Origin of the sequence: Massilia sp. H6 (genome assembly GCF_024802625.1) — a bacterium.
GTDB lineage: Bacteria > Pseudomonadota > Gammaproteobacteria > Burkholderiales > Burkholderiaceae_D > Telluria.
The window spans coordinates 3,317,936-3,342,958 of sequence record NZ_CP103371.1 but is presented as its reverse complement, the minus strand read 5'-3'; the positions used below and the strand labels follow the sequence as shown (position 1 = coordinate 3,342,958).

General features: G+C 66.2%; 20 protein-coding genes. 7 read left to right on the top strand and 13 right to left on the bottom strand.

Translation table 11 applies throughout. From position 1 onward, the window contains the following. Positions 1–117: 117 nt before the first annotated feature. Genes edd through NRS07_RS14970 form a run of 3 tightly spaced genes read left to right on the top strand, consistent with a single transcriptional unit; the run spans position 118 to position 3,226 of the window. On the top strand, positions 118–2,037 hold the full coding sequence (edd, locus tag NRS07_RS14980; protein WP_259208308.1) for a phosphogluconate dehydratase: 1,920 nt from the start codon (positions 118–120) through the stop codon (positions 2,035–2,037). Beyond that, a complete protein-coding gene (gene eda, locus NRS07_RS14975) occupies positions 2,037–2,669 on the top strand; it encodes a bifunctional 4-hydroxy-2-oxoglutarate aldolase/2-dehydro-3-deoxy-phosphogluconate aldolase (protein ID WP_259208306.1) in 633 nt (210 codons plus the stop codon). The genes edd and eda overlap by 1 nt, the downstream gene beginning before the upstream one ends. An 11-nt stretch (positions 2,670–2,680) precedes the next feature. Next, positions 2,681–3,226 carry a Rhs element Vgr protein gene (locus NRS07_RS14970; RefSeq protein WP_259208305.1) on the top strand — a complete coding sequence of 182 codons (546 nt, stop codon included), beginning with the start codon at positions 2,681–2,683 and terminating at the stop codon, positions 3,224–3,226. Positions 3,227–3,257: 31 nt separating this feature from the next. Here the strand turns inward: NRS07_RS14970 and NRS07_RS14965 are convergent, their stop codons facing one another. Beyond that, a complete protein-coding gene (locus tag NRS07_RS14965; protein ID WP_259208303.1) occupies positions 3,258–4,574 on the bottom strand; it encodes a diguanylate cyclase domain-containing protein in 1,317 nt (438 codons plus the stop codon). Positions 4,575–4,716: 142 nt separating this feature from the next. On the opposite strand from NRS07_RS14965, the gene NRS07_RS14960 reads away from it, so the two are divergent. Beyond that, positions 4,717–6,909 carry a PAS domain S-box protein gene (locus tag NRS07_RS14960; protein WP_259208301.1) on the top strand — a complete coding sequence of 731 codons (2,193 nt, stop codon included), beginning with the start codon at positions 4,717–4,719 and terminating at the stop codon, positions 6,907–6,909. Positions 6,910–6,954: 45 nt separating this feature from the next. On the opposite strand, the gene NRS07_RS14955 is transcribed toward NRS07_RS14960, so the two are convergent. Genes NRS07_RS14955 through NRS07_RS14945 form a run of 3 tightly spaced genes read right to left on the bottom strand, consistent with a single transcriptional unit; the run spans position 6,955 to position 8,363 of the window. Further along, positions 6,955–7,749 carry a hypothetical protein gene (locus NRS07_RS14955; RefSeq protein WP_259208299.1) on the bottom strand — a complete coding sequence of 265 codons (795 nt, stop codon included), beginning with the start codon at positions 7,747–7,749 and terminating at the stop codon, positions 6,955–6,957. Between the two features lie 15 nt (positions 7,750–7,764). Beyond that, a complete protein-coding gene (locus tag NRS07_RS14950; RefSeq protein WP_259208297.1) occupies positions 7,765–7,980 on the bottom strand; it encodes an SDR family oxidoreductase in 216 nt (71 codons plus the stop codon). Beyond that, a complete protein-coding gene (locus NRS07_RS14945; protein WP_373889874.1) occupies positions 7,977–8,363 on the bottom strand; it encodes an SDR family NAD(P)-dependent oxidoreductase in 387 nt (128 codons plus the stop codon). Before NRS07_RS14945 ends, NRS07_RS14950 begins: the two co-directional genes overlap by 4 nt. A 457-nt stretch (positions 8,364–8,820) precedes the next feature. Here NRS07_RS14945 and rpiA point away from each other — a divergent pair, with 457 nt between their 5' ends. Continuing rightward, the gene (gene rpiA / locus NRS07_RS14940; RefSeq protein ID WP_259208292.1) at positions 8,821–9,498 is read left to right on the top strand and encodes a ribose-5-phosphate isomerase RpiA; all 678 of its coding nucleotides are present in this window, start codon (positions 8,821–8,823) and stop codon (positions 9,496–9,498) included. On the opposite strand, the gene NRS07_RS14935 is transcribed toward rpiA, so the two are convergent. The 3 genes from NRS07_RS14935 to argA form a co-directional block, all read right to left on the bottom strand. Next, complete coding sequence (locus NRS07_RS14935; protein ID WP_259208291.1) at positions 9,495–9,833, bottom strand: hypothetical protein; 339 nt, start codon at positions 9,831–9,833, stop codon at positions 9,495–9,497. The two genes, rpiA and NRS07_RS14935, sit on opposite strands and share 4 nt — an antisense overlap. Positions 9,834–9,948: 115 nt before the next feature. Further along, entirely contained in the window at positions 9,949–10,221 is a 273-nt protein-coding gene (locus tag NRS07_RS14930) for an oxidative damage protection protein (RefSeq protein WP_091874761.1), read from the bottom strand. Positions 10,222–10,269: 48 nt separating this feature from the next. Further along, positions 10,270–11,583 (bottom strand): amino-acid N-acetyltransferase, encoded by a 1,314-nt coding sequence (gene argA, locus NRS07_RS14925; RefSeq protein ID WP_259208286.1) that lies wholly within the window; start codon positions 11,581–11,583, stop codon positions 10,270–10,272. Between the two features lie 55 nt (positions 11,584–11,638). On the opposite strand from argA, the gene hrpA reads away from it, so the two are divergent. Next, positions 11,639–15,733: an ATP-dependent RNA helicase HrpA gene (gene hrpA, locus NRS07_RS14920; RefSeq protein WP_259208284.1), complete on the top strand. Its 4,095-nt coding sequence runs from the start codon at positions 11,639–11,641 to the stop codon at positions 15,731–15,733. 94 nt (positions 15,734–15,827) lie between these two features. On the opposite strand, the gene NRS07_RS14915 is transcribed toward hrpA, so the two are convergent. Then, complete coding sequence (locus NRS07_RS14915) at positions 15,828–16,520, bottom strand: PRC-barrel domain-containing protein (protein ID WP_259208282.1); 693 nt, start codon at positions 16,518–16,520, stop codon at positions 15,828–15,830. Positions 16,521–16,801: 281 nt separating this feature from the next. On the opposite strand from NRS07_RS14915, the gene NRS07_RS14910 reads away from it, so the two are divergent. Continuing rightward, on the top strand, positions 16,802–17,746 hold the full coding sequence (locus tag NRS07_RS14910; RefSeq protein WP_259213267.1) for an IS1595 family transposase: 945 nt from the start codon (positions 16,802–16,804) through the stop codon (positions 17,744–17,746). A 297-nt stretch (positions 17,747–18,043) separates the two neighbouring features. On the opposite strand, the gene NRS07_RS14905 is transcribed toward NRS07_RS14910, so the two are convergent. From NRS07_RS14905 to NRS07_RS14885, 5 genes are all read right to left on the bottom strand, one after another. After that, entirely contained in the window at positions 18,044–20,887 is a 2,844-nt protein-coding gene (locus tag NRS07_RS14905) for an Hsp70 family protein (protein WP_259208280.1), read from the bottom strand. A 32-nt stretch (positions 20,888–20,919) separates the two neighbouring features. Continuing rightward, positions 20,920–22,791 (bottom strand): Hsp70 family protein, encoded by a 1,872-nt coding sequence (locus NRS07_RS14900; protein WP_259208278.1) that lies wholly within the window; start codon positions 22,789–22,791, stop codon positions 20,920–20,922. Continuing rightward, entirely contained in the window at positions 22,788–23,360 is a 573-nt protein-coding gene (locus NRS07_RS14895) for a DUF2760 domain-containing protein (protein ID WP_259208276.1), read from the bottom strand. The genes NRS07_RS14900 and NRS07_RS14895 overlap by 4 nt, the downstream gene beginning before the upstream one ends. A 237-nt stretch (positions 23,361–23,597) precedes the next feature. Next, a complete protein-coding gene (locus NRS07_RS14890) occupies positions 23,598–24,509 on the bottom strand; it encodes a DUF2145 domain-containing protein (protein ID WP_259208274.1) in 912 nt (303 codons plus the stop codon). Continuing rightward, positions 24,509–25,003 (bottom strand): hypothetical protein, encoded by a 495-nt coding sequence (locus tag NRS07_RS14885; RefSeq protein ID WP_259208271.1) that lies wholly within the window; start codon positions 25,001–25,003, stop codon positions 24,509–24,511. The genes NRS07_RS14890 and NRS07_RS14885 overlap by 1 nt, the downstream gene beginning before the upstream one ends. Positions 25,004–25,023 lie beyond the last annotated feature (20 nt).

Sequence of the window (25,023 nt, the reverse complement as noted above, 5' to 3'; positions counted from 1 at the left end):
GCTCGTCGACGACGATCGACCCGGCTCGACGTGCGCTGACGGAGCAGCGATGGCGCCAGCTGCAACTCGGATTAATCTGTAGTAAAATTTCAGATACTAAATTTAGAAGGAGCGATCATGGCGCTGCACCCCGTAGTCGAGCAGGTAACCAAGCGGATCATCGAGCGCAGCCGGCCATCGCGCGCGGCCTACCTGGCGCATCTCGAAGCGGCCCGGATCCAGGGCGTGCAGCGTGGCGCGCTATCGTGTACCAACCTGGCGCACGGTTTTGCCGCCTTTCCGGCCAACGACAAGCTCAAGCTGCGCGAATACAAGCAGCCGTCGGTCGCCATCGTTTCTTCGTATAACGATATGCTGTCGGCGCACCAGCCTTTTGAAACTTTCCCGAAAGTGATCAAGGACGCGGTGCGCGACATCGGCGCCGTGGCCCAGTTCGCGGGCGGCGTGCCAGCCATGTGCGACGGCGTCACGCAGGGCCAGCCGGGCATGGAGCTGTCGCTGTTCTCGCGCGACACCATCGCCATGTCCACCGCCGTGGCGCTGTCGCACAATATGTTCGACGCCGCGCTGTACCTGGGCATCTGCGACAAGATCGTGCCGGGCCTGCTGATCGGCGCGCTGCACTTCGGCCATATCCCGGGTATTTTCGTGCCGGGCGGCCCGATGACCTCCGGCCTGTCGAACAAGGAAAAGGCGCGCGTGCGCCAGCTCTACGCGCAGGGCAAGGCCACCCGCGAAGAGCTGATGGAATGCGAATCGCAGTCCTACCACGACGCCGGCACCTGCACCTTCTACGGTACCGCCAACAGCAACCAGATGCTGATGGAGATGATGGGCCTGCACTTGCCGGGCGCCGCCTTCATCACGCCAGGTACGCCGCTACGCGATGCGCTGACAGTCGCCGCGTCGCAGCAGGCGGTGGCGATCTCGCAGCAGGGCAGTACCTACATGCCGATCGGCCGCATCGTCGACGAAAAGAGCATCGTCAATGCCATCGTCGCGCTGCACGCGACCGGCGGCTCGACCAACCACACGCTGCACCTGGTGGCGATCGCGCGCGCGGCCGGCATCGCGATCGACTGGAACGATTTCGACGAACTGTCGAAAGTGGTGCCTTCGCTGACCCGCATCTATCCGAACGGCGAAGCCGACATCAATCACTTCCAGGCCGCCGGCGGCCCGGGCTTCGTGATCCGCGAACTGCTCGACGCCGGCCTGGCGCACGACGATGTCAACACCATCCTGGGCCACGGCCTGCGCAATCACTGCAAGGAGCCCTTCCTGGACGAAGCCGGCAAGGTATTCTGGCGCGACGTGCCGCAGCACTCCGGCGACGACACGGTGCTGCGCCCGGCCGCGAACCCGTTCAGCGACAACGGCGGCATGGTGCTGGTACAGGGTAACCTGGGCCGCGCCATCATGAAGATCTCGTCGGTGAAGCCGCAGTACCACGTGGTCGAGGCGCCGGCGCTCACCTTCGATTCGCAAGAAGAATTCATGCAGGCCTATAAAGATAAAAAGCTCGAGCGCGACTTCGTCGCCGTGCTGCGCTTCCAGGGCCCGCGCGCCAACGGCATGCCGGAACTGCACGCACTGACCCCGGCGCTGTCGAACCTGCAAGACGCCGGCTTCAAGGTGGCGCTGGTGACCGACGGGCGCATGTCGGGCGCCTCTGGCAAGGTGCCGGCGGCGATCCACGTCTCGCCTGAGATCCTGGCGGGCGGTCCGCTCGGCCGGGTGCGCGACGGCGACCTCATCCGCGTTGACGCCACCGCCGGCAGTTTTGCCGCGCTGGTGCCCGACGAGGTCTGGGCCTCGCGCAGCATGGCGAGCGCCGACCTGTCCAAGAGCCACATCGGGATGGGGCGCGAGCTGTTCGCCATGTTCCGCAGCATCAGCACGCCGGCAGAGCAGGGCGCGGCCACCTTCCCGATGCCCTCGCCGATTCCCACTACAGTACCGCTGCACGAAGGTATCAATGCCGGCGACGTCATGCCGGGTTCCGATGAAGACTTTCTTTTCAGGACGCAGAAATAATGGAACAACTGAGCTTGCTTGACATCATGCGCTCGGCGAGCGTGATCCCCGTGATCGCCATCGACGATCCCGAGCACGCAGTACCGCTGGCCAAGGCCCTGGTAGCCGGCGGTATCCGGGTACTCGAAGTGACGCTGCGCACCAGGCATGGCCTGGACGCGATCCGCGCCATGAGCCAGGTCGAAGGCGCCATCCTGGGTGTGGGCACCCTGACCCAGCCTGAAGAATTCGCACAGGCGCGCGATGCCGGTGCGGTGTTCGGCGTCTCGCCGGGCCTGACCCAGGCACTGATCGAGGCTGCCCGAAAAAGCGGGCTGCCTCTGCTGCCGGGCGTGATGACGCCATCCGAAGTGATGGCCGCGCGCGAGCAAGGTTTTAAGCAGCTCAAACTGTTCCCGGCGGTGCCGGCGGGCGGCATCGGCATGCTCAATGCGATCGGCGGTCCGCTGCCGGACGTGACCTTCTGCCCCACCGGCGGCATCTCGATCGAGACCGCGCCAGGCTTTTTGGCCTGCAAGAACGTGGCTTGCGTAGGTGGCTCCTGGCTGACCCCGAAAGACCTGATGCTCGCTGGCGACTGGGCGGGCATCACCGCACTGGCCCGCGCTGCGGCCGCACTGCGCGCCGCCTAGGCACGGGTGTCATGAAGCGCCCCCGATCCCGTGCCCTGACCGAGGCCGAGATCGCGATGGCGTCGCGGCTGTTCGGCGGCGCCATCGACTACCGGCGCGTTCGTATCCACGGCCGGCGCTACATGCCGCTGCAGCCGAAGAACTGCTGCATGACGCCCAACGGCAGCATGTACTTCCATCGTTCCTGCTTCTTGCCCGACTATACGCGCGGCGACCCCGCGGTCATCCACTGGTTCATGCACGAGATGGCGCACGTCTGGCAGCACCAGCTCGGCTATCCGGTGCGCCTGCGCGGCGCGTTCCGGATCGGGCTGTCGTACCACTACACGCTGGGCCCTGACCGGACGCTGGCCGACTACAACATGGAAGCGCAGGCAGACCTGCTGGCCGATTACTTCTTGCTGGACGTCCTGCGCCTGCCGTGCGCGATGCGCCAGCAGGGCTACCGGGACGATGCTGCGCTCTACCGTCAGGTGCTGGCGGCCTTTCTGGCCGATCCGGCCAGCCAGCTCAACCTGCCGCGGGCACTGGCATGGCGGCGTGCGCAATCCACTTGAGCGCCGGCAGCGCGCCGGCAAGCGCCTGGCGTCAAGCGCAGCCTGCGGCGGCCTTGCGGCGTGCCTTGGCGGCGTACATCGCCGCGTCGGCGGCATCGAGCAGGCTGTCGATGGCGTCGGCCTGGCCCGGATAGTGCGCACTGCCGATACTGGCCCCGACCGGCAAGTGGATCCCGTCGCCGAGATCGAAGGATAGCGCCAGCGCCGCATGGATCTTGCCTGCGACCGCGTCGGCGTCGGCCGTCGACGCAATATCCTCTAGCAGCACCACGAACTCGTCGCCACCGATGCGCGCCACGGTGTCGGTATCGCGCACGGCGGCGCCGATGCGTGCGGCCACTTGCTGCAGCAGGCGGTCGCCACAGGCATGGCCATGCTGGTCGTTGATCTGTTTGAAGCGGTCGAGGTCGATGAAAAGCAGTGCCAGCATGGCTTGCTGGCGGCGCGCGCGCGCCAGCGCGGCGTCGAGCCGCTCGCGCAGCAGCCGGCGGTTGGGTAGGCCAGTCAGGTCGTCGTGCATGGCCAGAAAATGCAAGCGCGCCTGCTCCTGGTTGCGCTGGATCGCGACGGCCAGCTGCTGCGCGACCGGTGCCAACAGCGCGCAGTCGGCCTCGGTGAAGCGGGCGGCAGTGGCGGGATTGCGCAGTGCAAGTACGCCGATGGCGCCGATTGCGCCGGCAGGGCCGGCCAGCGGAAGCGCCAGCGCCTGGCCGCAGGCGTCGTCCGTGCCAGGCTCGCGCCATTGCGCTGCATTGCTATGGAAGGCATCGTCGCACAGGCGGCGCAGCGCCCCGCCTTCGGGCACCCGCTGGCCGCCCTGGAACACAAACCGCAAGGTCGGCTCGGGGCCTTCGGGCAGGGCAAGCACGACGCTGGCTGCGGGCAGCAGGGTGCCGATGAGCGCGTGGCTGCGCCGGAACAGGCCGGCCATGTCGTTGTCTGCCAGCGCCGCGTCGCACAAGCCGTCGAGCGCTTCGCGCAGGGCGCCGGCCCGTCTCTGGAGCGTCACGTCGCGTGCCACCGCCACGCGCAGCTGGTCGGGCTCGGACCAGCGCGCCGACCACATCAGGTGCACCAGCGTGCCGTCCTTGCGTACGTACCGGTTCTCGAAGTCGACGTGCTCGCGGCCATCCATCACGGCCTGCGCCGCGGCCAGGGTGCGTTCCCGGTCGGCTGGCGCGACCATGTCGATCATGGATTTTCCTACCATTTCCTGTGGCGTGTAGCCAAAAATGCGCTCGCAGGCGGCATTCACGAAGACGAAGCGTCCCCGGGCGTCGACCAGGCAGACGGCATCGAGCAGAAGATCGGGAATACTGGCGATCGGGATGGGCGAGGCAGGATCCATGAGACCGATTCTATTACAAGGCCGAGTCGATGGGGCGTCGGATGCCTGTGCTGGAGGTGCCCACACCAATGCCGCGACGAGCATCTTCGGTAATTTGTTAAACTGTGGAAATTCGGCAACCCATTGCCACAGTGGAACAACCATGGCCTCAGACGACACTTACTATCCTCATTCGTTCAAGGCCGCGGTCGCGCTGGCGGCGCTGCGGGATGGGCAATCGATGCAAGAGCTCGGGGCAAGGTTTTCGGTGTCGCCAGAGCTGGTCGCGCAGTGGTCCGATACCCTGGAGCGACATGCCGACCTGGCTTTTTCGCAAGGCTCAAACCTTCCAGGGCAAGGCGAGGATTTGTTCGACAGCAGCGAGATCGCCAAGACAATTGCCGAGAACTCGACCCAGGGTTTCGCGATGATGGATCGGCATGGCTTTTGCATCTATGCCAACAAGACCTGGTTGGCCATGACCGGCTATTCTGCCGAGGAAATTGGCTCGAAGCCCCTGCATTACCTGGTGCACCACCATCATCCGGACGGCAGGCCCTATCCCATGGAAGAGTGCCCGATCGACCGTGCGCTCCCGGAAAACTTCGCTGTGCGCGCCCACGAAGACGTGTTCTTTCGCAAGGATGGCTCGACCTTCGAGGTTGCCTGCGCCGCCAGCCCGATCTTCCAGGACGGCAGGCCGGTGGCGACCGTCATCGAGATTCGCGACGTGACCGAGCAAAAGCAGCAGGCCAGGGAACGCATCGACAACGAGCGGCGGGCGGTGCAGTTGGCCGACGCGGCCGAGGAGCGCCGGCGCCAGCTCGATGCCCTGCTCGACGCTGCCCCGGTCGGGATCGGCATGGCCGACGTCCATGGCAAGCTGATACTGGTAAACCGGGCCAACCGGGAGCTCTGGGGCCAGAGCATGGCCGCGGTCAACGAGACGGCGCAGTACCGCGAGTTCCAGGGCTGGTGGGCCGACGGCGCAGAACACCACGGCCAGCGCCTGCAAGCCGGGGATTGGGGATTGGCGCGCGCCTTGCAAGGGGAAAGCGTCGATAACGACATCGTGGAAATCGCCCCCTTCGACCAGCCTGACTTGCGCAAGACCATTGCGCTGTCGGCCCGCCCGATCCACGACGAGCTCGGGGTGATCCGGGGTGGCGTGGTGGCACAGGTAGACATTACTTTACAGAAGCAGGCCGAGCAGGCATTGCGACGGGCCGACAAGAACAAGGAAGACTTTATCGCTGTGCTGGCGCATGAATTGCGCAATCCGCTGGCGCCGATCCGCGCCGCGGTCGACCTGTTCAAGTTGTTTGATCCCGGCAACCCGGTGCTCCGGCGCGCCACCGAGGCAATGGGGCGCCAGGTCACCCATATCACCCGGCTGGTCGACGACCTGCTCGACGTCGCCCGCATTTCGCGCGGCAGGATCGAGCTGCGGCGCAGCGCCTGCGACCTTGCCCAGGTCGTGGCGCTAACGGCCGAAGACTACCGCCAGTCGATCCAGGACAAGGGCGTCTCCTTGCACATCGAGGTTGCGCCAGTGCCCGTCTGGGTCGACGGCGACAGCGCGCGGCTGGCCCAGATTGTCGGCAACCTGCTGCATAACGCCGCCAAGTTCTCCAGCAAGGGCGGCCGGGTCACGGTCAGCGTGCACCAAGAAGCGGTGGCGGCAGGCGTCCAAGCGGTTGTCACTGTCGCGGACGACGGCATCGGCCTGGCGCCGGAACTGATCGACTCACTGTTCGAGCCCTTCGTCCAGGCGGTACAGGACCTGGGGCGCGGCGCCGGCGGCCTTGGGCTGGGACTGGCCCTGGTCAAGGGCTTGACCCAATTGCATGGAGGGGTGGTCAGCGCGCATAGCATGGGGATCGGATTCGGTGCCGCGTTTACCGTGCGCCTTCCGAGCATGGCGCCGGTAGCCTCTGGCGACATCGACGAGCGCAAGCCGGTGCATCTCGACCATTTGAAGATCGTTGCCATCGATGACAACCAGGATGCCCTGGAAATGCTCGGCCTGCTGCTCGGCGCCAGCGGCCACGACGTGAGCACGGCCTGTGACGGTGCAAGCGGACTCGCACTGGTCGGGCGCATCCGGCCCGACGTGGTCGTGTGCGATATCGGCTTGCCGGGCTCGATGAGCGGCTACGACGTGGTGCGGGCTATCCGTAGCGATCCGGCGATCGCGCATACGGTATGCATTGCCTTGTCAGGCTACGGGCAGGAGAGCGACCGGCGCGAGTCGGCCGCGGCTGGCTTCGACGAGCACCTGGTCAAGCCGGTGTCGCATGCGGATCTGGAAGATGCGCTCAAGCAGGCTCTGCTGAACAAGCGCTCGCGCTGCTAGGGCGCGCGGCACCCAGTGCGCTGGCCAAGGGACGGGAGAACGGCATCATTGGTCCACTTCATGCAGCGTCACGATGTCGAGCGGTTCGGAAAATACGATTTCGGCCCCGCCGGCGCCGGCACCGGCGCCGGCTGCCGACGGGTCAAACTTCAGTATCTGGCAAGTCCCCTCCGTGGACGTCGCAGCGGGTCGGCCATCGATGTCGATGCGGCCGCCAGCTTCAAGGAAGCAGGCCTTCAGGCCATCGAAGCGGGCGGTTCGTTCATCGCGAAGGCCGATCCGGTACCACGGGATCTGTTTCTGCACGACCTTGACTTCATCGAAGGCCTTGGCGAAATCTGCATACGCGAGCCGTTGCCCTTGCGCGATGCGCAGCTTCCACGCGGTGCTCAGGTAGTTCTTGCGGGTCTGGGTATTGAACATCAGGGTCGCTTTCTCTTCCAGCGCCTGTTCCAGCGCGGGAATCAGGAAATACCCGCCGCGGCTGATCGGAATGGTGTGGTCGACCGTGTCCCCGACGACGGCGACCGCCCAGGTATCCGGAAAATACTCGTCACGCGCGGCACCCGTGATGCCGGTAAATGAAAGCCGGAGGCGGATGTCGATCGTGCGCGGCTCGGGCGGCAGGAAGGATTGGAGCAGGGACTGGGCCTTGAAAAAGAACGTATAGGGCAGGTCTCCCGGATTTTTCTTCCGGCTGATCTCGATCGGCGACAGCTCCTTGACGACCTGTGCGCCGGTTTCCTGGGCCGATACGGCCGCTGGCGCGAAGCCGGTGAGTGCAGCCAGTGCCAGCCCGACCGCAAGGCGCCGCATGGCTGGAGAAATCGTCGTGTACATGTGGTGTTGGTCCTCTTAATGCGCTGTCCAGCCGCCGTCTATCATCAGGTTGTGTCCTGTAACCATGGCGGCGGCGGGCGAGACCAGGTAGCAGATGCCGGCGGCGACTTCCTCACAGGGGGCCGGCCTGCCCAGCAGGACGCCGCGTCTTATTTCCTCGCGCAGCGGCGACGCTTCGAGCAGCTTCCGGTTACCGTCGTTCACCACGAAGGTCGGACTGGCCGCATTCACGCGGATCCCGTATCCCGCCCATTCGACGGCGCGCGCATGCGGTTTCCGACCACGCCATGCTGCGACGACACGTTCACGATGCAGCCGCGTGCCTGCTCGCGCATGATCGGCGCAACGGCTTGCGCGCACAGGAAGGCGCCGCGCAGGTTGATGTCGAGGACATCGTCGAACTCCTCGGCGGTGATCTCGAGTGCCGGTTTGTACACCTGGGTGCCGGCGCTATTGACCAGGATGTCGAGGCGGCCGAAGCGGTGCAGGGGTTCGTCGATCACGTGCGGGATGGCGATCTGCGAGCGCACATCGAGCATGATGTCCATCGCTTCCGAGCCGGCGTCGGCAATCGCGCGCGCGACCGCAGACGCCGGGTGGCTGCGTCCCGGGATTTCAGGCACTCGAGGAATGGCACGAGAAACGTCCTGAATTGTTCAGGAAGCGCATGTATAACCAGCCGGGTCTTGACAAGATCCATGATTACCCTGGTTATGGTCGCTATTTAATATACGGCTTGCGCCGTACTGCTTCGCCATGTCGAATTGCACAGTGCGCGAGTTAATAGTCCGATAGATGTCGTTGTTTGTCCATGCAGGGTGATTATCGTAAAAGTAAATCGTGCAGATTATGCCCCGCGCTTATGGGAATGCGCCGGTTATGCACGGCATATGGAGTCGAGGCGCGGGTGATGGCCTTGGCATGTTGGCAAAGTATTCGCGCGTGACTAGCTGAATCGGCCATACTCCGACGCGCGCGGACCGATCAATGGCAGACAGAGCGGGGCATGCCAGTGCTACCGCCACGGGCGCAGGTTAAAATGGCGTCTTTCCCTCTCACTTCAAAAGCATCATGACCCAGGACGAACTCAAGCAAGAAGTAGCCCGCGCCGCCATCCAGTACGTGGTGGACGGCGAGATCATCGGTGTCGGCACCGGCTCGACCGCCAATTTCTTCATCGACGAGCTGGCCCGGATCAAGGACCGCATCAAGGGCACGGTGGCATCGAGCGAAGCGACCGCGGCGCGCCTGCGCGGTCACGGCATCGCGGTATTCGACCTGAACGACGTCACCTCGATGGCGGTGTATATCGACGGCGCCGACGAGATCACCGCCAGCGGCGCGATGATCAAGGGCGGCGGCGCGGCCCTGACGCGCGAAAAGATCGTGGCCTCGGTGGCCAGGAAATTCGTCTGCATCGCCGATGGCTCCAAGCTGGTCGACACGCTCGGCAAGTTTCCGCTGCCGGTGGAAGTGATCCCGATGGCACGCGCCGCGGTGATGCGCGAGCTGGCGGCGCTGGGCGGCGAACCACGCCTGCGCACCAAGGCCGGAAGCGCCGAGCCTTTCATCACCGATAACGGCGGCGAGCTGATCGACGTGCTTGGTTTGTCGATCACCGACCCGGTCGCCCTGGAAGAGCAGATCAACCAGATCGTCGGTGTGATCGCGGTTGGCCTGTTTGCCAAGGCTGGGGCCGATGTCTGCCTGCTCGGCACCCCTGAAGGCGTCAAGACCCTGACTTTCTAGGTGTCGACTGGAGAACGCACGATGAAACATGCGCTGGCGTTGGTGGCCGCATCCACGGCCGTGTGGTTGAGCGGTTGTTCCCTGCTGCCGAGCCAGATGCCTGCGGCGCCGGCGACGGAGGTCGTGCGCGCCATGCCGGCGGCGCCAGCCTTGACCGACCCGGGCGGAGCGCCGATCGAGCGGGTGCCGTTTCGCATTGGCGTTTCGTCAAGGACCGTCGAGAAGATGGCGCAGGCGCAGGGCTGCAAGGGCGGGCAGGGTGCGGGCTTGATGACGGCGGCGGGGCCGGTGGAGGTGTACCGGATGCGCTGCGAAGATGGCGCAATGCGGGGCAAGGTGTTTACCGCGCGCTGCGAGTTGAGGCAGTGCGTGCGGATGTAGTTGCTGCGCGAAGTGCCTGTTGTGCGCAGGCTGGGCAGGTCTTCTGCCTGGCCTGCGTAAAAAGAGAACTTACGCCGTCGGTGGTACGTAACCCACCGCCGCGTCGGCGCCATCGCCAAAGAAGTGCTTTTCCATCTGCGTCGCCAGGTATTTGCGGGCGCGGTCGTCGGCCAGGTTCAGGCGGTTCTCGTTGATCAGCATGGTCTGGTGCTTGAGCCAGGCCTGCCAGGCTTCTTTCGAGACCGACAGGTAGAGCTTCTTGCCCATCTCGCCTGGGACCGGCGGGAAGTCCAGGCCTTCGGCTTCTTTATTGAGTTTGATGCATTGGACGGTGCGGGCCATCGTGTACTCCTGTTTTCGTGTGAAACGCGGTTTGGCGTGAATCCGACATTATAAGGTCTTGATCAAGACCTGTGACCGGCGCTGCCAGTTATACATGTGCTGGCGGTCCTTGGGCAGGTCGTCCACCGAGGCCGGGACGAAGCCGCGTTTCTTGAACCAGTGCGAGGTGCGGGTGGTCAGCACGAACAGCTTGGTCAGGCCGGCGGCCCGGGCGCGGTTTTCCATGTGCTTGAGGATGCGTTCGCCGTCGCCCTGGGTCTGGGCTTCGGCGCTCACGGTCAGGCAGGCCATCTCGCCCATCTTGGTTTCCGGGAACGGATACAGCGCGGCGCAGCCGAAGATCACGCCATCGTGGTCGATGACGGAGAACTGGTCGATCTCGCGCTCGATCAGCTCGCGGCCGCGGTACACCAGGGTGCCGTCGGCTTCGAGTGGCTCGATCAGCTTGATAATTCCGCCAACGTCCTCAATTGTGGCCTGGCGCAGGCTTTCGAGGTTCTCGTGGCTGATCATGGTGCCGACGCCATCGTGGGTGAACAGCTCGAGCAGGGCCGAGCCATCCATCTCGAACGGAACCACGTGCACCCGGTCCACGCCGCTGTTACAGGCTTTGACCGCATGCTGCAGGTAATACGCGGCGTCCGCCGGCAAGAAGTCGGCCTGCAGCACGGCTTCGGCCTGGTGCGACGACAGTTCGCGGATCTCGGTGCCGGCGGCGTCCGTCATCATCGTGGTCTCGGTGATGAAGATCAGCTTGTCGGCGTGCAGGGCGATCGCGGTTGCGGCGGCCACGTCTTCCATGGTCAGGTTGAAGATCTCGCCGGTAGGCGAGAAACCCAGCGGCGACAGCAGCACCAGGCTGTCTTCGGTCTGCAGGATCGGGTGGATTTTCTCGGCCGCGATCTTGCGGGTGACGCCGGTGAGTTCGAAATCGACGCCGTCGATCACGCCAAGCGGGCGGGCGACGACGAAATTGCCCGATACGATGCTGATCTGGGCGTGCGACATCGGAGTGTTCGGCAAGCCCTGGCTGAAGGCCGCTTCGATGTCCAGGCGCAGTTCGCCGGCGGCTTCTTTCGCGCATTCGAGCGCGGCGGGGTCGGTGATGCGGATGCCGTCATGGAAACGGCCTTCGACATTGCGCAGCTCGAGCTGTTCGGCCACCTGCGGACGCGAGCCGTGCACCAGTACCACCCGGATGCCGAGCGCCACCAGCAGTGACAGGTCTTGCGCCAGCACCGGCAGGGCGCCGGCAGCGACCAGTTCACCCGGAAAGGCGACCACGAAGGTCTTGCCGCCAAAGGCATGGATATACGGCGCGACAGAGCGCAGCCACTGGACGAATTGGGTAGGATTTTCCATTTGCCGCATTATAATTCGCTGCGCGACGTGCGCACCAAATACCTTGTAAAAACTAATGTCTGAACAGAGTAACAAGCCTTCGCAGCCACCGGCGCGCGCCGCTTCCCCCGAGTCTTCCCCCGATTCTTCCGCCACCGAGCCACGCAAGCCGCGCCCGGCGGGCGAAGCGCGCGCACCGCGCCGGCAAGGGGAGGGGAAAGGCGGGGTAAAGAACGACGCACCAGCGCGTCCCGCCAGGGCCGCACGTGACCCGCAGGGCCGGAGCCCGCCGTTTCGCAATCCGTTGCCGCCGATCGTCTATCCGGAAGACCTGCCGGTCTCTGGCCGCCGCGCCGAAATCGCCAAGGCGATCGCGGAAAACCAGGTGGTCATCGTCTCGGGCGAGACCGGCTCGGGCAAGACCACCCAGCTGCCGAAGATCTGCCTGGAGCTGGGCCGCGGCCAGGCCGGCATGATCGGCCATACCCAGCCACGCCGTATCGCCGCGTCGTCCACCGCCAAGCGCATCGCGCAGGAACTCGGCTCGCCGCTGGGCGAACATGTGGGCTTTAAAGTGCGCTTCAACGACACGCTGCAGCGCGGCGCCTCGGTCAAGCTGATGACCGACGGTATCTTGCTGGCCGAGACCCAGACCGACCCGCTGCTGCGCAACTACGACACCATCATCATCGACGAGGCGCACGAGCGCAGCCTGAACATCGACTTTTTGCTCGGCTACCTGAAGCAGTTGCTGCCGCGTCGTCCGGACCTGAAGATCATCATCACTTCGGCCACCATCGACGCCGACCGCTTCTCGCGCCATTTCGGCACGCCGGGCAAGCCGGCGCCTGTGATCGAAGTGTCCGGCCGCCTGTATAAGGTGGAAGTGCGCTACCGCCCGGTGGATCGCGATCCCGTCACGGCGGCCAATGCCAGGCCAGGCGAGCCTGCGCCAAAGGCGCAGGCGGCGCGCGACAAGCGCGACCTGATGGAAGCGGTGGTCGACGCGGTCGACGAGTTATGCCGCATCGGCCCGGGCGACGTGCTGGTGTTCCTGCCGGGCGAGCGCGAGATCCGCGATTGCGCCGAAAGCCTGCGCAAGCACCATCCGCCGCATGTCGATATCCTGCCGCTGTTCGCTCGTTTATCAAGCGAGGAGCAGGACCGTGTCTTCAAGACCTCGAGCGCGCGGCGCGTGGTGCTGGCCACCAACGTGGCCGAGACCTCGCTGACCGTGCCGGGCATTCGTTACGTGGTCGATACCGGCTTGGCGCGCGTAAAACGCTACAGCTTCCGCAACAAGGTCGAGCAGTTGCAGGTCGAACCGGTGGCGCAGTCGTCCGCCAACCAGCGTGCCGGCCGGTGCGGCCGCGTGGCCGACGGCGTCTGCATCCGCCTGTACGAAGAAGACGATTTCAACAAGCGCCCCAAATTCGCCGACCCGGAGATCCTGCGTTCGTCGCTGGCATCGGTCATCTTGCGCATGAAGTCGCTGCATCTGACCGATGTCGAGACCTTCCCCTTTATCGAGCCGCCACAGGGGCGCGCAATCGCGGACGGCTATCAGCTGCTGCAAGAAGTCGGCGCAGTCGATGAGCTCAACGCGCTGACGCCGCTGGGCGTAAAGCTGGCCAAGCTGCCGCTCGACCCGCGGGTGGGCCGCATGATCCTGGCCGCGGTCGACAACGACTGCCTGAGCGAGATGCTGGTGGTGGCGTCGGCACTGTCGACGCAAGACCCGCGCGACCGGCCGATCGAATACCAGCAGCAGGCCGACGAAAAGCACAAGAAGTTTGCCGACGAAAAGTCGGAATTTCTCAGTTATCTCAAGATCTGGGCCTGGTTCGAGGACGCCATCGAGCACAAGAAGACCAACCGCCAGTTGCAGGAAAACTGCCGCGCCAACTTCTTGTCGCAGCTGCGCCTGCGCGAATGGCGCGACGTGCATTCGCAGCTGCTGACGGTCGCGCGCGAGCAGGGCTGGCGCCTGAACGGAGCGCCTGCCACCTACGACCAGCTGCACCTGGCGCTGCTCACCGGCCTGCTTGGGAACATCGGCTTCAAGGCCGAGGACGAGCCGGTCTACCTCGGTGCGCGCGGCATCAAGTTCCATATCTGGCCCGGCTCGACCCTGGGCAAGAAGGCGGGGCGCTGGGTAATGGCGGCCGAACTGGTCGAGACCACCCGCCTGTATGCGCGCACCATCGCGCAGATCCAGCCCGAATGGGTGGAGAAGGTGGGCGCCCACCTGCTGAAGAAATCCTGGGGCGAGCCGCGCTGGGAGAAACGCCAGGCACAGGTGACGGCACTGGAGCGCGCGACGATGTACGGCATCGTCATCTACAGCAACCGGCGCATCAATTACAGCCAGTTCAACCCGGTCGAGGCGCGCGAGATCTTCATCCGTGACGCCCTGGTCGCGGGCGACTACGAGACGCGCGCGCCGTTCTTCGCCCACAATCACAAGCTGGTAAAAGACATCGAGAACCTCGAGCACAAGTCGCGCCGGCTGGACGTGCTGGTGGACGAGCAGCTGATCGCGGCGTTCTACGACAAGGAAATTCCCCGGACGGTCGTGAACGGCGCCGGCTTCGAGAAGTGGTACAAGGACGCCGCGCGCGAGAACCCGAAGCTGCTGTTCTTGAACCGCGAAGAGCTGATGCGGCACGAGGCGGCGGGCGTCACCACCGAGCTGTTCCCGAAGACGATGAACGTCACCGGCATCGAGATGGGCTTGAGTTACCACTTCGAGCCGGGCAGCCTGCGCGATGGAGTGACCCTCGCCGTGCCGCTGTTCGCACTGAACCAGATTCCGCATGAGCGCGCGGGCTGGCTGGTGCCGGGCATGCTCAAGGAGAAAGTGCACCTGATGCTCAAATCGCTGCCGCAGAAGCTGCGCCGCCACTGCGTGCCGCTGCCGGACTACGCGGCGAAGTTTGTCGAACGCATCGACCGCGCGGGCAGTTTCGGGCGCGGCGATCTGGTCGATGTCCTGATCGCGGACGTGCGCGAACAGACGGGCGTAGCCGTGCTGACCGGCGACTTCAAGCTCGAGACGCTGCCGGTGCACCTGTCCATGAATTTCAAGGTGCTCGACGAGCACGGGCGCCAGCTCGACATGGGGCGCAACCTGGCTACGCTGCAGGCGGAGCTGGGCGGGCAGGCGCGCGAGAGCTTCCAGAAGCTGGCCGAAGCCACGCCGGCGTCGGCCCCTGCACGCCTGCAGCCGGCCGCACCGGCAACTGGCGCGACCGTGGCCAAGGGCAAGGGGCCGGCAACGCCAGCCAAAGCCGTGCCGGCGGCGGCACCGGCAGGCGCCAGCCAGCATACCGGCTTGACTACCTGGAGCTTCGGCGAGCTGCCCGAGCTGCTCGAGATCAACCAGGGCAAGCTGACCTTGATCGGTTTCCCGGCACTGGTGGACAAGACCACCCACTCCGACCTGGACGTGTTCGACGATCCGAACGTGGCGGCGCGCACCCACCGCGTCGGCCTGCGCCGCCTGTTCATGCTGCAACTGAAAGAGCAGCTCAAGTTCGCCGAGAAGAACATCCCCGGCCTGCAGAACATGGGCATGCAGTTCATGAGCGTGGGCTCGCAGGAAGACTTGCGCGACCAGATCATCGCCAAGGCGATCGACATCGCCTGCCTGCAGGATCCGTTGCCGAAAGATGCCGCTTCGTTCAACAAGCGCAGGGACGAAGGCAAGGGCCGTATCGGACTCCTGATCAACGAGACGGCGCGCCTGGTCGGATCGGTGCTGGCGGAATTCCATGGCATGCCCAAGCGCATCCAGGGACTGGCGCCGGCGGTGGCGGCGGACATCCAGGCGCAGCTGCAAGGCCTGGTACACAAGCGCTTTATCGCCGACAACGACTACGGCCAGCTGGCGCACTTCCCGCGCTACCTGAAGGCGATCAATGTGCGGTTAGAAAAGCTGCGCGGCAATCCCTCGCGCGATGCGCAGTTGATGGCCGAATGGCAAGCGGCGGCCAGCCAGTTCCAGCGCTCGCTCAAGAACTTCTCTGGCAAAAACACCGATCCGCGCATGCTGGAATATCGCTGGATGCTGGAAGAACTGCGGGTGTCGCTGTTCGCGCAGGAGTTGCGCACGCCCATGCCGGTGTCGGCCAAGCGGCTGCAAAAGGTGTGGGAGTCGATGATACGCTGATCGACAGGCGCGTCGAGCCGTGTGGGGTAGGCAGGGCATGACAGGCTGGTCGCCTGCCATGCGCCTACCCCGGGATGATCGAATGATCGGGTGATCAGCCGATATTGCTGCCCCGGATACGGCTGATGTCTTTGTCGTCACCTTCATGGCCCGGCCGTGGATCGGCGCTGCCGCCCACGCCGTACGAGTCGCCATGCACGCTGCCCGAGCCGACGCTGACCCCCTGGCTGCTGCCCGCGCCGCCGGAACTGCTGGCGCCAGCCGATCCTGCGCTCATGCTCGATCCCATGCTGCCGCCCATGGCCGAACCGGCTCCGCTCCTGGCGCCGGTGCCGCTGCCCGTGCCGCGCATCGACGAACCCGGCCCCATGCTGGGTGCCCCAGAATGGTTGGGGTCAGTGCCGTAGAAGCTGTGGATGCCGCTGGCCCAGTTGACGTCGCTCATGTCGGGCCAGGAGTCCTTGTCGAAGCCTGGGGCCGATTTCAGCCTTTCTTTTTCTACATCGAGCACCATGCGCTTGTTGACGGTGTCGAGGTGCAATGCCTGCCAGGGAACGGCAAACAGTTTTTCGCCGAGCCCGAGAAAGCCGCCAAAGGCCAGCACGGCATAGGCGACCTGGCCGGTCTGCATGTCCAGCATGATTTCCTTGATGTCGCCGAGATCTTCTTCTGATGCGTTGACCACACTGTCACCGATCAGCGTCTCGGCGCCCATCAGCGCGGGACCCGGGCCGGTGCCGCGGATATCCCGGTACATGCCATATTTGTCACGATCTGCATAGCTCATCGCTTACCTCCAATGGTTGGTTGGTTTGCCGGCAAAGCCAGTCGGATTACCTGTCAAGGGTAGGCCGCAGCTTTGCTGCTTGCATGATATGACTCAATGGTGTGACGCCGCGCGCGACAGAAATGACCGAGTTGGAGTGCGTCGTTTCGCTAGGCGCTGTACCCATTAGCTATGGATGAGCATTGAACTGCTGAGTTATTTCGCGGTCCAACCCCGGTCGATCTCGATGGGAGTCATCTGTGAAAAGGCCCAGGTTTGCCAAGCTGTTTGCCCAGCTTCCCATGCTTAACCAGGCCCAGCGGCTGCAGGTGCTCGATGTCCTGCATCCCGCAGCCGGCCTCGACCGGGTAATCGCCCTGATCGGGCAGATCCGTTCAGCACGGCGGCGCTGTCCGCAGTGCGGCTGCCAGCGCTACCACCGGCACGGCCAGGCCAACGACCTGCAACGTTTTCGCTGCTGCCAGTGCCGGCGCACGTTTAATGACCTGTCCGGCACGCCGCTGGCGCGGCTCAGGCTGCGCGGCAAGTGGCTCGACTACCTCGGCGCCGTGCTCGATTCCAGGCCGGTGCGCGAAGCCGCCAGGCGCGTTGGCATCCATCGCAACACGGCGTTTCGCTGGCGCCATCGCTTCCTGGACCGGGTCAAGCATGACCGGCCAGCGCAGCTCGGCGGCATCGTCGAAGCCGACGAAATGTTTTTGCTGGAATCGCAAAAAGGCTCGCGCACACTCGATCGCCCGCCGCGCAAGCGAGGCGGCAGGGCCAGCCTGCCCGGCGAATCTCACACTACCTCGCGCCACCTCGACTGCATCCTGGTCGCGCGCGACCGCAGTGGACAGACCATCGACGCGGTTACCGGACGCGGCGCGCTGAAGGTAGCCCAACTGGTGCGGCACCTGTTGCCGAAACTGGCACCGCAAGCACTCCTGTTCACCGATTCGCACGCCGCCTACCGTGCATTCGCCCGCCAGCGGGGCATCGCGCACCAGGCGGTCAACCTGCGCTCCGGCGAGCGGGTCCGGTCCAGTATGGGCGGCGCGATCCATGTTCAAAATGTCAACGCCTACCACGGACGCTTGCGCCAATGGCTGGCGCGGTTCCACGGGGTTGCCTCGCGTTGGCTACCCAACTACCTGGGCTGGCATTGGGCAATTGATGGCGAGCGGGTCACTTCCGTCGAGCACTTGCTGCGCATCGCATTCGGAGTCATCCATAGCCAACGGTGACATCGCCTTTCGCTAAGCGAACTAGCGCACAGAAATTGCTACCGAGTCTGGTTAATCTACCAAGTAATGTTTCGGAGATAAAACAAATGACCGTCAACTCGCGCTGCAACTACGCTGGCCCGCTGGGCAAACTGATCCCGACCCGTACGGTCATGTCGCTGATCGATACCGTTTTCGCCCGCCTGAGCTGGCTCGGCCGCCGCTGAGCCAGGGCCCGGCGCGCGGGCTGGCCCCAGCCCGCGCGCCATGCTCGGCACCTATGGTGCTAGCTGGCTAGCCCTGTAAAGATCTTTTGCGTCAGCCCAACAGCTTCAGGCCCGGTGGCAGCGCATCGCCCAGCATGCGCGTCTCGACAGCCTGGTCGAGTTCGACGACCTCGCGCACCATCGCCGTCCAGGCCGGCGGGGCACCGATCGAGGCAAGGCGGCGCATTACCTCGTCGCGCATCGGCTGGCCGATATCGCGCGAGCGGTCGCCCGTCATGCGCGCGATGTGAGCGGCGGCGAAGCCAGCCGGCTCGATGCGTTTCCAGTCGAGCTTTAGAAGCTGGGCCAGCCAGGCTTCGGCCGACGCGGCCGGCGCTACTTCGTGCGCGGCGCCATGCAAGGACTGGCGCGCGCCAACCCGGCCCAGGGCGCCCAGATAGCGCGCGTACCTGGCTGCGGCGCGGGCATCGATCTTCGCGCCCATCGGCATCTCCGAAACCTGCTCGAGCAGCCATTCGCCGATCTCGGTCTTGTAGGCGGAAGGGATGCGTTCGAGCGAGGCGCCCATCCGCAGCAGGTCGTCTTCGGTGCCATCCACCAGCGTGACGGGACGGCGTCCGCGCTCGGCGGCATCGGCCTGCAGATTGAAGGCGAAATCGTCCAGCAGCCGCAGCTGGGCCTCGAGCGGCAGGCCGCCGGCCACGCGCCGCCACAGGGTCCACCATTGCGCCCGTACCTGGCTGTCTTTGTGGTACTGGACGCCGGTGTCGAACATTGCCCATAGCTGCTCGATGCGCCATGCGTCGAGCGGGTGGCCAAAGCCGGGGCGCAGGCAGTAACCGGCCAGGTTCAGCCAGGCGCGTTCGTGCTCGCTCGACCTGCGGCGGCCCCTGGCGCGCGCCAGCAGCGCGTCGAACAGGCGCCGCAGCAGTGGCGTGGTCCAGCGCTCGCGCGCGCCCAACAGGTGTTCGAGCGCGCCGCGCAGCTGGCGCACTTCGCGCGGATCGACCTGCTGCGAACGGTTGCCGAAGATGCGGTCGATACGCACGATGGCCTCATCGAGCTGGGGCGGCAGCTCGGCATCGTCGACGGCATCTTCGCCATCGCCACGCAGCTGGAATTCGAGGCGCCAGCGCCGCGCGGCGTCTTCTTGCGCCACGCAGAACACCTCGAGGGTGCCGACCTCGGACAAGGTCGCGGCCAGCTGCACCGGAATCTCCGTCATGCGCGTCGTGTCGGCGCCCCGCAGCACCGTGGAAATGGCCGGCAGGCGCACGATATCGGCGCCGAAAAGGTCGATCAGTTCACCCGGCTGCGGCAATCGGCCGCCCGGATCGGCAGTCGAGGAGACCAGGTGAAAGCGCACCGGGCGACCGAGGCGCAGCGCGAAGCTGCGGCCTTCGAGGCGGAGTTCTTCGTCAGCCGCCGCGCCGCGCGGCAACAGGCAGACGGCGCGCAGCGTCTCGCCGGACTGCTCGGCATCGAGCAGCAGGTAGTAATTGCGCGCCGAGCCGCTTTCGATGGCCGGGGCCTGGCCCGCGCGCGCCAGCGAATAGGCAACGCCGCCGCGCGCGACGGCCACGTCCGGGTCGTCAGTGTGTAGCACCCTAAGCGGGGCGCCGCGCCAGGCGCACAGCACGTCGGCCAGGCGCTGCGCCAGCGCCTGGCCGCGAAACACGCCGCCATTCAATAGCAAGGTATCGGGCACCGGCAGCGTGCCGTCATCGCCGATGCCGAGCGCTTCGCGTGCGGCCTGCGCGTGCTGGCGCAGGAACCCGGCCAGGTGGCGCGTGATGGCCGGGTCGCTTGCATATGGCAGGCCGAATTCGACGATGCCAGAGCGCGTGCGCCGGGCCGGCTCCTGCGTGTCGTTGGCGGGGAAAAAGCCGTCCATGATCAGGCGCCGCGCGTCTTCGCGCGTGAGCGTCGCCGAGCGGCTGGCCCCGATCAGGCGCGCACCGGTGCCGAGCAGAGTAACGTTGACCTGGTCCGGCCCATCCAGCGCCAGCAGTTGTTCTTTCGCGGCGCGGCAGCGTTCGGTGAGCTGGGCCAGGCGCCCGGCGGAGAGGCGCTCGGGGTGCGCGCCCGGCTGGGCATCGTGCCCGCCCAGGCGCGACTCTGCCAGGTGCGCCAAGGCCAGGTCCATGTTGTCACCGCCGAGGATCAGGTGGTTGCCCACGCCAATGCGGGTGAGCGTTGGTTGTCCGTCTGTGCTGGCGTCGTTGAGCTCGACCTTGACCAGGCTGAAGTCGGTGGTGCCGCCGCCAACGTCGGCCACCAGCACCAGCCGCGCCTGCGCCAGGTCGGCGGCCAGCGTGGCGCGATGCCGGTACAGCCAGTCATACAGGGCGGCTTGCGGTTCTTCCAGCAGGCGCAGCTCGGGCAGGCCGGCCATGCGCGCCGCCTCCAGCGTAAGCGCACGCGCGCCTTCGTCGAAAGAGGCGGGGACAGTCAGGACGATCTGCTGGTGTTCCAGCGGCGCATCCGGGAAGCGCCAGTGCCAGGCGGCGCGCAGGTGCGCCAGGTAACTGGCGCTGGCCGCTACCGGCGACAGCTTCGGCACCTCGGCATCGCTCGCGCCCCACGGCAGGATGGGCGCCATGCGGTCCACGCCGGAGTGTGAAAGCCAGCTCTTGGCGCTGGCCACCAGCCGTCCGGGCGCCTGCGCGCCGAGCATGCGCGCCAGGTGCCCGATGGCGACGCGTTCGATTCCGGCCGGGTCTTGCGCGGGCCATGGCAACTGCAGTTCGCCGGGGGCCAGTTCGTCTTCGAGCGGGTGGTAGCGCATCGACGGCAGCAGCGGCGCGGCGGCGACTTCGCCCGGCGCGACCAGCTGCTCGATCGCCAGCAGCTCGACTTCGCCGCTGCCCGGGGCGGCATAGGCCAGCACCGTATTGGTGGTGCCCAGGTCGATGCTGACGCGGTATTGCTTCACTGGGTTTGCTTCACTGAGTTTGCTTCACTGGCTTACTGCGGCGTGCCGCGCACGTCGAACTCGATCTTCCAGCGCTGGCCGTCGCGCGCGACGGCGGCCAGGGCCAGGGTGCCGGTGTCAAGCGCCAGCGCATGCAGCCTGACCTGGACCACGTCGCCCGCCACACGTCCCTCTGCCGGCAGGGTCGCCTGGATTTCGCCCAGTTCGTGCAGCTCTTCCGGGCCCCAGTAGTCCAGCACCTCGCCGATGCGGTCCTGGCGGCGGGTGGTGGAGCCGAAGAAGCGGAAGGTGACCGGTTCGCCCACCACCAGGCCGAATTCCTGCCCTGGCAGTTCGAGTTCGCTGCCTTCTTCCATGCCGAACGGCGCCACGCACAACGCTTCGATTGGCGGGGCCAATCCGGGGATGGCCGGCATCGACGACTCAACGCCCACGTAATACGAACGGGCCGTTCCGCCGCGGATGCGCACGCCCCCGCCACGCCGCGCGTAGCTGTAATAGGCGGCGCCGCGCGCCACCGCCAGGTCGAGATCGGCGCCCGCGAGCATGCGCGCCGGCTCCGCGCCTTCCATGTAGAGCCAGTCGTTGAGGGTGTCCATCACGCGCTGGGACAGGATGCTTGATTTGAACACGCCGCCATTGAACAGCACCGCGCTCGGGTGCAGGAAGCTCGCTGCGCCGTCGTGGTGTCCGTCGTTGGCCTGCGCATCGAAGCCCTCGAGCTCGGCGGTGGCGCCTTCCTGGCGCGCCAGGAAGGCTGCCAGGTGGCGGGTGATGGCGGCATCCTGCGCATAGGGCAGGCCGACCTGGGTCAGGCCGGCGCGGGTGCGCACCGCCGGCCGGGCGGATGCCTCTACGCGCGGGAAGAAGCCGTCGGTAATGAAGCTGGTGACTTCCTCGCGCGTGAGTTCGGTGCGGATCGAGCCGCCGATAAGCTTCGAGCCGCGGCTTGGCACCACGATCGGCCAGGTGGTGGCGTCGGCATCGGCCAGCAGGTGTTCCTTGGCGCCGCGGCAGCCGTAGGTGAGGGCGCGCATCTGCCACGCATCGAGCTGGGTGCCGGCTGCCTGCAGCTTGCGCGCGACCAGGTGGGCCAGCGCCAGGTCCATGTTGTCGCCGCCGAGCAGGATATGGTCGCCCACGGCGACCCGGTGCGGCTCGAGCTTGCCGTCGCGTTCGAGGATGGCGATCAGCGAAAAGTCGCTGGTGCCGCCGCCGACGTCCACCACCAGCACGATGTCGCCGGCCTTGACCTGCTTGCGCCAGGTGCCGCCGCTGCCCTGGATCCAGCTGTACAGGGCCGCTTGCGGCTCTTCCAGCAGGGTCGGCACGAAGCCGGCCTGGCGCGCCGCTTCCAGGGTCAGTTCGCGTGCGCCAGGGTCGAACGAGGCCGGTATGGTGACGGTGACCGACTGCTGCTCGAACGGCGCGTCGGGGTTGGCCGCGTTCCAGGCCTGGGCCAGGTGCGCCAGGTAGCGCGCCGAGGCTTCGAGCGGCGAGACGCGCGCGACTTCTTCGGGCGCGTCGTGCGGCAGGATCGCCGCGCGCCGGTCCACGCTCGGGTGGCTCAGCCAGCTCTTGGCCGAGGATACCAGGCGGATCGGGGTGGTGGCGCCGCGGCTGCGGGCCATTTCACCCGCGATCGCCCCGGCGCTGTCGCCGTCGGCATGCCAGGGCAGGGTCAGTTCGCCCGGCGCCAGTTCGTCGGGGTGCGGCAGATACAGGAAAGAAGGCAGCAGCGGCAGCGCCTCGACCGTGCCGGGAGCGGTCAGCTGCGGGATGGCCAGCACGCCGTCGTGGGTGGTTTCGCCGTCGCTGGCCTGCAGGTCGACGTACGACAGCGCGCTGTGGGTAGTGCCCAGGTCGATGCCGATGGCATAGCGTGCGTGTTGGGGATCGCTCACAGTTCCACCTCCGCCGGAGCCAGCACGCGCGCATCGTGTTGTTCGGCCAGCTGCGGCAGCTGGACCCGGGCGGCGCGCCAGCCGCGGTGCGACAGCACGCCCTTGAATGGCGCCGAGCCGACGACGTTGCCGGTCAGGCGCACGCTGGCGGCGTCGAAGCCGGCGTCGAGCGTGATGCGCGAGCCTTCGGCTTCGCTGCGTACCGGCTCGATCGTGAAGTGCTCGCGCAGGACGCGCGCGCAGCCTTCGTGCACCACGCGCGCCGCGGCGCCGATGTCGGCATCGGTATAGGCACCCAGGTTTTCGTGGGCGAAGTCGATCAGGCGCGCTTCGCGCTGGAACAGGGTCAGCAGCTGCAGCGCCGATTCGCCGCTGGCGGCGCGCAGTACCGGCGCTGCCGGGCCTGGAGCGGGCGCCGGTTCTGGCGCGCTGGGGCGGGACACGACCGGGCCGACCCCGTCATCGCGCACGCGCGCGGCAAATTCGGCGTCGCCCAGCGACTTGAAAAAACTGCCGAAAGCGATCGAGAGCCGGCTCCAGAAAGAGGGCAGGTTGGATGGTGTGCTCATTCTTGATCTTCTGTAGGGTGAAGGACGGGCGCGCTGTCAGACAGCGCCGGGGCCAACGTCCGGAAAACGCGCATGATACCAGTTCATTTTATAGGAGGGCACGCACGGATTGCCGAAGATAGTCGAACGGTGAATGATGATCAGTCTAGACCTTGATCCGATTTCTATCTCGCGCGGCGCATACCGAGGCTAGCCCATGTTGGGCCGTCAGGAAGATCGTGTCTTTCAGCCTGCCGGTCACGGCGCCAGGCTGATCACCGTATCGTCCGGGCCGGGTTCGCACTGCGCGCCGATCGGCTCCCAACCCCGCCGCACCACGATGCGGCCGCGGTCGTGGCATAGCTCCACACGCTGGGTCTGCGGCGCCTGGCGGCGCACGAACTGCTCGATCGAGGCCGGTACGCTCACGTGCAGTGCGAGCGCATGCGTGTCTTCGATCGGATGGTCGTTCATGTGTACCAGCGGCACAAATTGGCCGGCAAACATCATCGCGTGCGAGGGTATCCTGATCGGACCGGCGGTATAGCCCTGGGTGCGCAGCCAGGCCTGGGCCTGTTCACGCGCGTGCCCGGGCCGGTGCGCCTGGCCATCTTGGCGGCCCCAGGCGCTGGCAATCAGTTCTGCCACCCAGCCGTTGCAGTTCTGGTAGCGGGTGCTCCAGGCGTAGGCATTGGCGCTGTAGTGGTCCGACAGCAGGGCCAGGCCAAGCTGCCTGTCTTGCGCGGCCGCCGCCAGCCGGGCGCCGTCTTGGGCGGGCAGGAACAGCAGCGCAATATGGCCACGCGCCGGCGCATCGGCGCCCAGCGCGAAACCGGAAATGCCCTGGTCGAACAGGCGCGGGCGCGACTCGTCGCAGGCGTAGTACAGCTGGCGTACCGACCAGGCGCCGCCGGGATGCTCGCGCAGGGCGACGCCGGCATGCGAATACAGCTGGCCGAAGCGACTCAGGTCCAGGCCCGCGCGGGCAATCAGCGCGACGTTGGAGCCGGAACGCTCCAGTTCTTGCTTGACCACGCCGGCGAAGCGCAGCACGCGGTCCTGGTCGGCGGCGCCAATGTCGAGCGTGCGTTCGCAAAAGACCGGCAAGCCTGCCGCCGCGCCCGCGCTGGCGGCCAGCAGCAGGGCGGCGACGGCAGCGCGCAGGCGCATCAGATCGTGACTTTGCGCGAGCCGAGGTCGCGCTGCCAGTCGTCTTGCAGTGCCAAAAAGAAGGCACGTTTGGTATCGGCATGGGCGAATTCGTAACCGTACATGCGTTCGCTGACCTGCACCAGTTCGCCGGTGGCCACCGGGCGCTGGGCCAGGGCGCGCTCTGGCACGTCGAGGTGGAACTCGCGGGCCGGCCCGGCGGCGGCGCGCAGGGTCATGCGGGTGACGCCGGGCTTGCCCGGGGCTTGCGCGACATTGATCACACGGTAGTTGCCGGCGGCCACCTTGTCGTCGTCGCTGGAACTGTTGCTGGAACTGCCGATCGAGTCGGAAACGCTGCCCGACGAGGCCGAACCGGCGCTGGAAGCCGACGAGGTGAAGCTGGTGGCCTGGGCCGGAATGGCGCAGGCGGCGATGGCGAACGTTGCGGCGGCCAGGCGGGATGCGCGCAGGAGGGCGCGCAATGCGGGGCTGGAAGTGGCGCTGGAAGTCATGGACTGCTTTCTGGAATAAA

Bases quoted from the DNA above. Each gene is read 5' to 3' on its own strand.
- edd (WP_259208308.1), top strand. From the start codon at position 118: ATGGCGCTGCACCCCGTAGTCGAGCAGGTAACCAAGCGGATCATCGAG.
- eda (WP_259208306.1), top strand. From the start codon at position 2,037: ATGGAACAACTGAGCTTGCTTGACATCATGCGCTCGGCGAGCGTGATC.
- NRS07_RS14970 (WP_259208305.1), top strand. From the start codon at position 2,681: ATGAAGCGCCCCCGATCCCGTGCCCTGACCGAGGCCGAGATCGCGATG.
- NRS07_RS14965 (WP_259208303.1), bottom strand. From the start codon at position 4,574: ATGGATCCTGCCTCGCCCATCCCGATCGCCAGTATTCCCGATCTTCTG.
- NRS07_RS14960 (WP_259208301.1), top strand. From the start codon at position 4,717: ATGGCCTCAGACGACACTTACTATCCTCATTCGTTCAAGGCCGCGGTC.
- NRS07_RS14955 (WP_259208299.1), bottom strand. From the start codon at position 7,749: ATGTACACGACGATTTCTCCAGCCATGCGGCGCCTTGCGGTCGGGCTG.
- rpiA (WP_259208292.1), top strand. From the start codon at position 8,821: ATGACCCAGGACGAACTCAAGCAAGAAGTAGCCCGCGCCGCCATCCAG.
- NRS07_RS14930 (WP_091874761.1), bottom strand. From the start codon at position 10,221: ATGGCCCGCACCGTCCAATGCATCAAACTCAATAAAGAAGCCGAAGGC.
- argA (WP_259208286.1), bottom strand. From the start codon at position 11,583: ATGGAAAATCCTACCCAATTCGTCCAGTGGCTGCGCTCTGTCGCGCCG.
- hrpA (WP_259208284.1), top strand. From the start codon at position 11,639: ATGTCTGAACAGAGTAACAAGCCTTCGCAGCCACCGGCGCGCGCCGCT.
- NRS07_RS14915 (WP_259208282.1), bottom strand. From the start codon at position 16,520: ATGAGCTATGCAGATCGTGACAAATATGGCATGTACCGGGATATCCGC.
- NRS07_RS14910 (WP_259213267.1), top strand. From the start codon at position 16,802: ATGCTTAACCAGGCCCAGCGGCTGCAGGTGCTCGATGTCCTGCATCCC.
- NRS07_RS14895 (WP_259208276.1), bottom strand. From the start codon at position 23,360: ATGAGCACACCATCCAACCTGCCCTCTTTCTGGAGCCGGCTCTCGATC.
- NRS07_RS14890 (WP_259208274.1), bottom strand. From the start codon at position 24,509: ATGCGCCTGCGCGCTGCCGTCGCCGCCCTGCTGCTGGCCGCCAGCGCG.
- NRS07_RS14885 (WP_259208271.1), bottom strand. From the start codon at position 25,003: ATGACTTCCAGCGCCACTTCCAGCCCCGCATTGCGCGCCCTCCTGCGC.